This window comes from bacterium, from assembly GCA_026708055.1.
In the GTDB taxonomy this organism is placed as follows: Bacteria; Actinomycetota; Acidimicrobiia; order Acidimicrobiales; family CATQHL01; genus VXNF01.
In genome coordinates, this window is record JAPOVS010000052.1 from 79,185 (window position 1) to 88,173 (window position 8,989).

Annotated in this window: 7 protein-coding genes; all 7 read right to left on the minus strand. The window is 69.5% G+C overall.

Features of this window, described 5'->3' with window-relative positions; translation table 11 throughout:
- Positions 1-878: 878 nt before the first annotated feature.
- The gene (locus OXG55_11525; GenBank protein MCY4103866.1) at positions 879-3,953 is read right to left on the minus strand and encodes a hypothetical protein; all 3,075 of its coding nucleotides are present in this window, start codon (positions 3,951-3,953) and stop codon (positions 879-881) included.
- Positions 3,950-5,341 (minus strand): hypothetical protein, encoded by a 1,392-nt coding sequence (locus OXG55_11530; protein MCY4103867.1) that lies wholly within the window; start codon positions 5,339-5,341, stop codon positions 3,950-3,952. Before OXG55_11530 ends, OXG55_11525 begins: the two co-directional genes overlap by 4 nt.
- A gap of 30 nt (positions 5,342-5,371) precedes the next feature.
- Positions 5,372-5,692, minus strand: coding sequence for a hypothetical protein (locus OXG55_11535; protein MCY4103868.1), 321 nt, complete (start codon positions 5,690-5,692; stop codon positions 5,372-5,374).
- A complete protein-coding gene (locus tag OXG55_11540; GenBank protein MCY4103869.1) occupies positions 5,646-6,062 on the minus strand; it encodes a hypothetical protein in 417 nt (138 codons plus the stop codon). The genes OXG55_11535 and OXG55_11540 overlap by 47 nt, the downstream gene beginning before the upstream one ends.
- Complete coding sequence (locus tag OXG55_11545; protein MCY4103870.1) at positions 6,059-6,652, minus strand: DUF1788 domain-containing protein; 594 nt, start codon at positions 6,650-6,652, stop codon at positions 6,059-6,061. The genes OXG55_11540 and OXG55_11545 overlap by 4 nt, the downstream gene beginning before the upstream one ends.
- 56 nt (positions 6,653-6,708) lie before the next feature.
- Positions 6,709-7,194: a DUF1819 family protein gene (locus tag OXG55_11550; protein MCY4103871.1), complete on the minus strand. Its 486-nt coding sequence runs from the start codon at positions 7,192-7,194 to the stop codon at positions 6,709-6,711.
- Positions 7,195-7,298: 104 nt separating this feature from the next.
- Positions 7,299-8,989, minus strand: a 1,691-nt coding sequence (locus OXG55_11555; protein ID MCY4103872.1) for an ABC transporter substrate-binding protein, incomplete at its 5' end; no start/stop codon positions are given.

Sequence of the window (8,989 nt, forward strand, 5' to 3'; positions counted from 1 at the left end):
CCTCCAACCTGCGGTGGGCGCGATCCACGCGCCAGCCGTCCTCGGCGTACCACGCCAGTATCTGCCCCGACTTTGCCGGCGGCGGCGGTTCGGCATCGTCAAAAGCCGTGTGGAGAGCGGCGATGGCCCGCACGGCGCGCCACTTGGCCCCCCATCCCGATGCGGTATCCGAAACCCAGGGGCTGATGCGTAAGCGGCAATCGGCGATCTCAGCGCTCTCAGTCGCGCGTTGCCGGTCGCGAACCTGCAGGAGCCCGATCGCATGCGCGAGCGCCGCCTCCTCCACGGCCGGCGTACCGCCCGCCGCGTCGAGCCCGCGCACCCACTCGAGCGGCCCGGACGCCGCCAGCGCGGCGTCGGCGGATTCGGCCAGCCGCCGGTACGCCTCGGCGCCCCCGGTCGCGGCCCGCAGTCGTTCCAGCAACCGGCAGGCGCTCCGGCGTTGAGCGGCCGAGGGCGGCTGCCATGTGGCCGCGAGCGAACTCGGCAGCGACCCGTCGGTGGCGGAGTCGATGTCGCAGAGGACCGCATGGAGGAACAGGGATTCCCGAACCTCGTCGCCCGAGCCGGCTGCCCCTCCGCCGACCGTGTCGGCCGCGAGTTCGCCGACCTTCGCCCAGAGGTCGCCCCCGTCGAGAGCTTCATCGGCCGAGCCGGTGAGCACTGCGACGAGCATCCCAATCGGATCGCTTGAGCCGAGCACCGCGATGAGCCGTGCATCGACGGCCGCCGTGCTCTCCGCGGCGGCCTCCGCCTCCCCGAGAGTGCGGGCCTCGCGACCGATCGCCGTGATCCTGGCCGGGGCCAAGTGCCCGCTATACGCCTGCTTCACAAGTGTGGCCAGTCGGAGTTTGAACGGAGTACCGGCGTCGCGTACCTCAGCGAAGGGGTCCGGCTCCTCCTCGGCTGGCACGTACACGACCAGCGTCGGCGACTTCTCGCCGGAGACCGCCGCCTCGATCTGCCGCCGCAGCGCGTACCAACTCCCCTCGAACGCCGCGAAGCCCGCACTCTCGGGCACCAGCGAAGGAGCGACGTCCGCGTACTCGCCCGCCCCGTCCTCCCAGATCACCAGCCGGTGCCTGCGCACCTTGATTGAGGGGTGCTTCGCCGTAGGACGCCGGGTGTGGTCCCACCTCGTCGTCCAGGTAGGTGATTCCGTCCAACCCCAGTGCCGCCCACTCGCTCACGCGCTCGTCAATCGCCCTGGTCAGCTTGAGGATCCGGAGATGGCGGAGACCGTCGCCTTCTGCATGGCGAACAGGGGCGTCTCGGATCGTCATTCCTGCCACGAGTCCGGACATGACGGAAGGCATAGTGAAGAGCCGCGCCGTCTCATCGCCGAGGTCTCCGACCCGGTGAAGCTCGGCAGCTTCGAGCGCCGACCGCGAGAGCGTTGCGTCCGCCTCGATTCCCGAGATCCACGGGAGGCGCTGCACGGCGCCGACGGAATACCGCTTCGCCGGGCTCCCTGACGTCGTGCTTTCGGCGGATCCAAGCGAGGCAGCCAATAGAGCGTCGCTCAGCCGGCTTGTCAACACGCCCAACATCGAACCTTTGTCAAGAACGGGAAAGGCCCCGTGGCCGACGTGCGAGAACACAGCGCCAGCTGGGAGAATTCTCGGTCCGAATCCGCTGGTCGTTCGCTCGGGCCGAGTGAGACCCGGTCGGAAGTAGTACTGCGGATTGCGAATCGCGGATCCGTCGTGATTCCGCAACTCTTCGCCGTCGCTTCCGTAGTTGACGACGAGATGCACGTCCGCCCAGTAGGGGCTGTACTCGCCGCCCTTGGCGAACGGAACCCACCGCCTCCTGGTCTTGGTCTCAGCGCGGCTGCGGGCGATGCGCGCGGGATCGACCTCCCAAAACGCCCGCACGAAGCGGAAATCGTCGCCAGAAGTAAGGCCCTGTCGGACGTTTCCGGCCGTGCCCTCGATCGGCGGATGATCCATGAATAGCGTGCGGAGCGACGGGCTCATCCAGTAAGCGACGGGCGACCCAGGTATCGCGTCGAACTCATCCAGAGCCATGTGGACTATCCGAGAGTCGTCCTCACCGCATCGCGCGGCACCGATGGCGGCCGCGAGTCCAGCGGGTCGATCGATTTCTTTGTGCAAGCGGACGAAAGTCGTCTGGCCTCGTGACCGCTCGACGCGGCTCCGCTGCCTTTCATCGTCGGGCACGCCTGCGTGGTCATCCCGGCGGACGACGTAGGCCGCAGCCTCAACCATCGCTTGAGTCATCACGCCGTAGCCGAGGTCAGCCAATGTCATTAGCCGATGACCGAGCAGGACCTCGCGCCGCCACGCCTCGAACGTGCTGAGGAACATCCCGACGCGGGACGTGATGGCACCTACATAGCCCACAACGGGCTGACAGAGTTCCAAGCCGCGCCCCACGAATGCCGCGACCAGGTCGCAGGTTCTCGCGGGCATCCACGGGTACGTCGCTTTGAGATAGGGCTTCGTCTCGGGCACGGGTTCACCGAAGGGTGGGTTCTGGAGGACGGCGTCGTAGCGGCGCAGCAGGGCTGTGACGAAGCGCACGGCGTCGCCGGCTTCGGCGGCCAGTAGTCGCTCGCCGGGGGTTGCGGTCGTGGCGTCGGCGACGGCCTCCACGGCATTGAGGAGTTCGTTCTGGAGATGCGTGATCTGCTCGGGGGTGACGGCGGCGGCGAGGTGGCCGTGGGCGGTGCCGGCGATGGAGGCGCGGATCTCGTCCTCGATTCGTTCCTCGATCCGCAGCAGCGGTCCGAGCACGGGCGCGTCTTCGAGTGCGTCGGAGAGCGCCCGGACCAGAGTCGCCTGCTGTCGGGGCAGTTCGGCCAGGATCTCGTCGAAGCCGGCGGCGGTGGCGGGGAGGGATCGGGCGCAGACGATGTTGGGGCGCGGCAGCCGCCCGCCGGGGCACGAGCGGCGGGCACGGAACAGCAGCGCGGCCGATGCGACTTGGGCGCCGCGCGGATCGATGTCGATTCCCCACAGTGAGCCGACGATGTGTTTCGCAGCGTCAGCGGGCGTCACACCGGCGTGTCGCCAGGCTCGTTCGAGGAGGTCGTAGGCGGCCAGCAGGAAGTGGCCCGATCCGCAGGCCGGGTCGAGCACGGCGACTTCGGGGAGATCGACCGGCTCGCCGCTCTCGGTCGGCGGGTCGACGAGCAGCGGCAGGTCGTCGATCAGGGGCGACGACGGGTCGGCGTCGAGGAGCCGCCTACCCAGGCTGTTCTGAACGAGGAAGTCGACGACGTAGCGCGGGGTGAAGAACTGATTGCGGACGGCCAGCTCGCGGCTGTCGCGGGGCGCCTGCGAGGCCTCCCGCATGGCGGCGCGCTCCTCGGATGTGTTGAAGAATTGATAGCACCAGCCGAGACAGTCAGGAGCAGCCCAGAGGTCGGCGTCCTCGTCGCCGGCAAACAGTCCGACAAGGTCGCGCACCGCGCCGGCGCTCGGGGCGAGCGCCAGCAGCGGGTTGCGGGGATCGAACAGGGCGGGGACGTCGCTGGCGAGTTCGTCGCCGCACATCTTGAGGTAGGCCCAGTAGCCGTTGGTGTCGTCGGCTGCCAGCAGGGGGGCCAGTTCGGCCACGTCGCGGTACCCCTGGGATCGGTCGCCGTAGGCCAGCGAGGGCGGCAGCAGGCCGAGGTCTTCGGCGATGCGGACGGCGACGAGCCGGTTGAGGTGCGTGAACGTGGCCTCGCGCAACAGCCGGCCGACGGCCGCCTTCGGGGAGGCTCCCTCGCTTCGCAGGTGCTCGACGATCGAGACGATTTCGCGGCGCTCGGCAAGTCCGCTGGGGTCGAGCCGTAGGGACGCCTCCTCGGCGATCGAGCCGTCGGCGTCGATGCCGAACCGCCCGGCGGCCTGTGCCGCGAGGTCGGTCTCAAGGAATGCGCGGCCGCGTCCGACGAGTCGTTCGAGCCGGCCCCGCTGCGCCTCGTCGAGACCGGGGGTCACTGGAAGCGGACCTGCCTGCCGTCCGCGAGTTCGTCGGCCACGGCCTCCCGTATGCGCTCGAGGGCAGGTTCGATCTCGTCCTCGGTCGAGATCGGTCCGGGCACGATGTCGCCGGTACTGATCCAGGACACCCGTCCGGCTGTGCGAACGTCCTCGAGCTTTCGCCGGGCCTCGCCGGCCCTGGCGCGGGCGCTGTCGACCCGCGCCGCCAACTCCGACGCTCCGAGTTCTCCCAGAACCTCCGGCGGAACGAGCCCGTCGAACTGTGCCAACACCTCAGCGAGGATGCCTGCGTCGAGATCGCTGAACTCGGATCGGATGCGAGAACGAATCTCCTCCAAGACGGCGTTGAGGCGGTCCGCAGCGGCTTGCGCCGCATCCTCGCGAGCGCCAGCGAGGTGCTCCGCGACGGCGATGGCGGTCGCGGCGTGAGTCGCGAGATCGCTGTCCGAGAGCAGATCCTGAAGTTCGGAATGCTTGTGTCGGACTGCCTCAGGGAATGCGTCCACCGACCGGTTGGCCTCTCTGCGGGCGACGCGTAAACCGTCGGCGTGCTCGGCCAGGAAGCCGTCCAAGGTGGTGACGGACTCCAGGCCCGCGGTCAGGTCGGCCCACGTCGCCAGCGCCGTCGTGAGGACTTCGGTATCACCCTCGGCGCTCAGGCGGTCGAGAATCCCGCGGGTGCGCGTGACAGGCTCGGGGACGGTGACGCCGATCCCCGCCAGGGTCGAGGCGACGCGGACGGTCGGCTCCCGGTGCGGCGCGAACGTCCGGCGGACGACATCGGCCAGCGCCGCCGTCGAGTGGCCGGTCACGTTCGCGCCGAAGGCTTCGAGCTTCCGGGCGAGGTCGGTGCGCTGCTCGAGTGGAATGTCGGAGTGCGTCGGGTTGGCGAACGTCGCGGACCTGAACGCGGGGATCGTCCCGAACACCCCGTCGAGGCGGCGGTCGCCTGCGTCGGAGATGCGCTGACCCTGGTGGATCACTTCGACCATGCCAGCGCGCACGGCGTCGGCGCAGAGCGCCTGGGTGACCTCGATGGGGGCGCCGAACGGCGGACCGGCACAGTGCGACGCCAGGTAGCCGCCGGTGGCCTCGTGGCCGTAGGACGCCCGCCTCTGCACCTCGCCGACGAGCGCGGCGAGGGGACCGTGCTCGGTGACGAGCACCCAACCGTCGGGGGTTGCCTCGACCAGGCCGATGCCGCCCTCGCGGAGCGTCCCGAGGTCGGTCGTGCGCAGCACGAGCATCACGTCGTCGCGCCGCAGGTTCGCCGTGAACTCTCCCAGCCGCGGGTACATCTCGTCCAGCCGCTCGTCGAGCAGGCGCTGCGCCGTCGGGCGAAGGTCGCTGCCGTCGGCCTCGTCGACGCGCCCGCGGAAGATCACCTGCCCGGCCGCGAGGTCGCGTGCGAGCCGTTAGAGGGCCGCCGACTCGTGGCGGGCCTCGCGCCCGCGTTCGGCGCCGAGAAGTTCCACCTCGGTGGCGTTCTTGCCGGCGGTGTCGCGCCTGTCGATCATGCTGCGGCTGCGGTGAAGGTCCCGCAGCGCATCCCAGGTGTCCTCGGCGAGTTCGTAGACCCAGGTCACGACGTTCTCGCCGGCCTTCTCCCGCGAACCGGCCCGGAGTTCGGCACGACGTTCGGCGGTCGCCTCCTCGATGTGCAGCGCCAGATCCCCGGCCACGACGCCCTCACCCTCGACGGTCACGTCGACCTTGAAGGAGCGGCCGCGGGCCACGGTGAGGCCGCCGAGCGCTTCTTGCAGCAGGCGACGCCTGCACCGCCGGGGCGTGCGTGCGACCGAAGAACCGCTCGGTGGCGCTCCCGTCGCCCACCGGCGGGTTCGCCAGGAGATAGCCGAGGAGCTTCGCCCAACTCGACTTGCCCGAACCGAAGAACCCCGACACCCACACTGTGCAGGTCTCGTTCGGGCTGAGGATCGACTCCTGGTAGGCCTCGAGCACCGTCTCGAACTCCTCGAGGATGTGCTCGGTGGCGACGTACTCCTCGAGTTCGTTGGCGATGGTGGCCTCGTCGGCGTCATCGACCTTGACGACCTCCTCGATGGTTCGGCGGATGTCGCGCCGGAAGAGTTCTTCGATCCTCACGCCTGCGTCTCCCTCGGCACGATCAGCGCCCGGTAGCCGTAGGCGGGCTCGGCTCGGCCCATGAACCGCAGACCGTACTCACCGATCCGCGTGCCCGGGTACAGCAGCGTGACCGGTCGGGACAGTCGACCGCGCAGATCGTCGAGCAGCGTGGACGTACGATACGCGGGATAGAGCGCCCCGGCCCGGTACAGGAACACCGCGGTTCGCTCGTTGCAGCCCTCGACCTGCTCCACCACGCGATCCGTGAGCGTCGGCGGCTCGCGGAGAATCTCCCCGACCGCCGCGGACACCTCACGAACCGCCGCCCCGTCGTTCGCCTCCCGCGCCCGGCGCTCCAAGTCGACCAACTCGTCGAAGTAGCCGGAATCGTCCACCGCCGTCCAGAACAGGTCCGCCAGCGACACCGCCGCACAGGCGACCCGCCGCGGCGGCGACTCCAGCCAACGCCGCAGTTCCCCCAGGTCGCGCCGAACATCCCACTCCTGCTTCGGGTGGTACTGGTACAGCACGAACGGCGGATCACCCCCGGCGGCGAAGTGCGCCTCGATGCGCTCACCGATCCGGCGCAACTCCTCACGCAACGGCACCGGTGACCTCCCGCCAGCTCATCGGCCTGTTGACTGCGCGCCGAGATTCTCTGCACTCATGCAGCCGCACCGGTGACCTCCTCCAGCCGTCCCACCAACCAGTCGAGGCGCACCGCAGAGCCGGCGCGAGAGAAGCGCAGAACCCCCAGGCGAGCCGACCGGACGAACAAGTCCTCCACTGCCGAGTCGTCCAGGAGCCAACGCTGCCAGACGCCGCCATTCGCGAGAGCCCGCGACGACGCCCCCTGCTCGTGCTCCCGCCACGCCACGTAAGCGAAGCCGCGGGGCGTCATCGCGGGCCGAGCGATCTCCTTGCGGTGCCCCTTGGCGACGCCCGCGAGGACCCCGAAGTCCCGCAGCGTCGACAGCAGCCCCCGGGCCGTGCGCGTGCGGACGCTGTCGCTCCACTCAGGTACCCGCCCGGTGGCGCCCAGTTCGCTCAGCCAGCCAACGGCATCGTCGATGCCGACCGACAGGCGCCCCTGCTGCCACCACTCCCACATCGGCCACTCGGCGAAGGCGGCCGCTGGCCGGGCGACCACCGCGACGCGGCGGCGCCCCGCTTCGACCCTCGGGGGATCGGGCGGGGCGCCGCTTCACTTGTGCCGCCGGGGAGCGGGCACCTGCCCGCCGCCCGGCTTGTCGCTTACTCGGCCGGTCGCAGGCCGGCGAGGCGTGGGATGGCGTTCGGGTACAGCACGAAGCCCTCGACCGTGTCGCGCATGGCGATCTTGTAGTCGGGCAGTGCCAGGAACACCCACGGGGCGTCGTCCACGATGATGCGCTGGGCCTCCTCGAAGGTCCTGGCGCGCTCCTCGCGGTCCAGGATTCCCCAGCCCTCGTTGATGATCTGGTCGACCCGCTCGTTCACGTACTGGGTGTAGTTGCCGAACACACCCGACAGCAGGAACACCGACAGGGTGTAGTTCGGATCGTCGATCCAGGGCAGACCCTCGTCGATGAACATCTGCATCCGGTTCTCACCCACCTTGCGCTCGGCGTAGACCGGCGAGGGCAGCTTCTCGATCTCCACGTCCATGCCGATCTCGGACAGGTGCGCCTGGATGCGCACGGCGATCAACTCGTGCTCGCCCTTGGCGGAGTCGATCGACAGGACCACCGTGGAGCCGTCGTAGGAGCTTCCGTCCAGCAACTCCTGCGCCTTGGCGAGGTCACGCCGGTAGCCGATGCTGTCGCCCAGGCTCGAGTACGAGCCGGGGGCGATGGGGCCGTAGAGGCGCTGGGCCTCGCCCTTGTAGACGTTGTTCAGGATGTCGTCGTAGTCCACGGCGTAGGACACGGCCTGGCGCACGGTCTTGTCGTCGAACGGGGCGATCTGGTTGCCCATGCCCATGTAGGCCAGGTTCTTGGACGGGAACCGCTGCACGGTCACGCCTTCGGCGCCCTCGAGGGCGGCGAAGTCCTCGGTGCCCAGGGCGATGGCCACGTCGATGACCCCTGCCTTCAGCAACTGCACGCGCTCGGCGTTGGACGGGATGATCTTCCAGATGATCCTGTCGTAGGCCTGCGGCTCGAAGGAGTAGTTCTCGCGCGCCTCGAAGACGACTTCCTGGTCGGGAACGCGGCTGACGAGGCGGAAGGGACCGCTGGCGTTGTCCACGTTGCGGGAGAAGTACTCCATGGCCCACGGGTCGTCCTCGGTGGCGTTCTCCTTGATGACCTTCGGATCGATGATCGCCGAGGAGGTCATGTAGAAGTGCTCCATCACCATCGGGCTCGCCTCGGACGAGGTGAACCGGAGGGTGTACTTGTCGAGAACCTCCGGCGGCTCCTGGATGAAGGCGATGTTCCGCAGCAGCCAGTTGGCCCCGCCGGGCGTGTTGAGGTTCCGCTCGGTCATGAAGCGCACCGTCTCGGCGGTGACCTCCGTGCCGTCGTCGAAGAGGACGCCCGGGCGCACCTTGATGGTGTAGGTGAGCCCGTCGGGGTGCGCCTCCCAGGACTCGAAGTAGCGGGGCATCAGGTCGCCCGCCGCGCCGATGAGGGCGCCGTTCTGCTCCACGGTCCTGTGGAGCACAGGCGGCTCGTACACCAACTCGAGCGCCTCGTGGGCGCGGATGAAGTTGGCGCAGCACGTGTCCAGCGTCTCGATGTCACCCGGGACACCGACCACCAGGACGCGTTCCTCCTCCGCCTCCTCCGGCGCCGGCGCCGTCGCCGCGGCCTGTGCTTCGGCTGCCTCCACGGCGGCCGCGGCGGCGTCCGCAGCCTCGTCCGCCTCGGCCTGTGCGGCTGCGGCATCCGCGCGGGCTTCCTCGGCGGCGGCCTGGGCGGCGGCCAGGTCGGCCTCGGCCTGTGCCACGGCCGCCTGGTTGC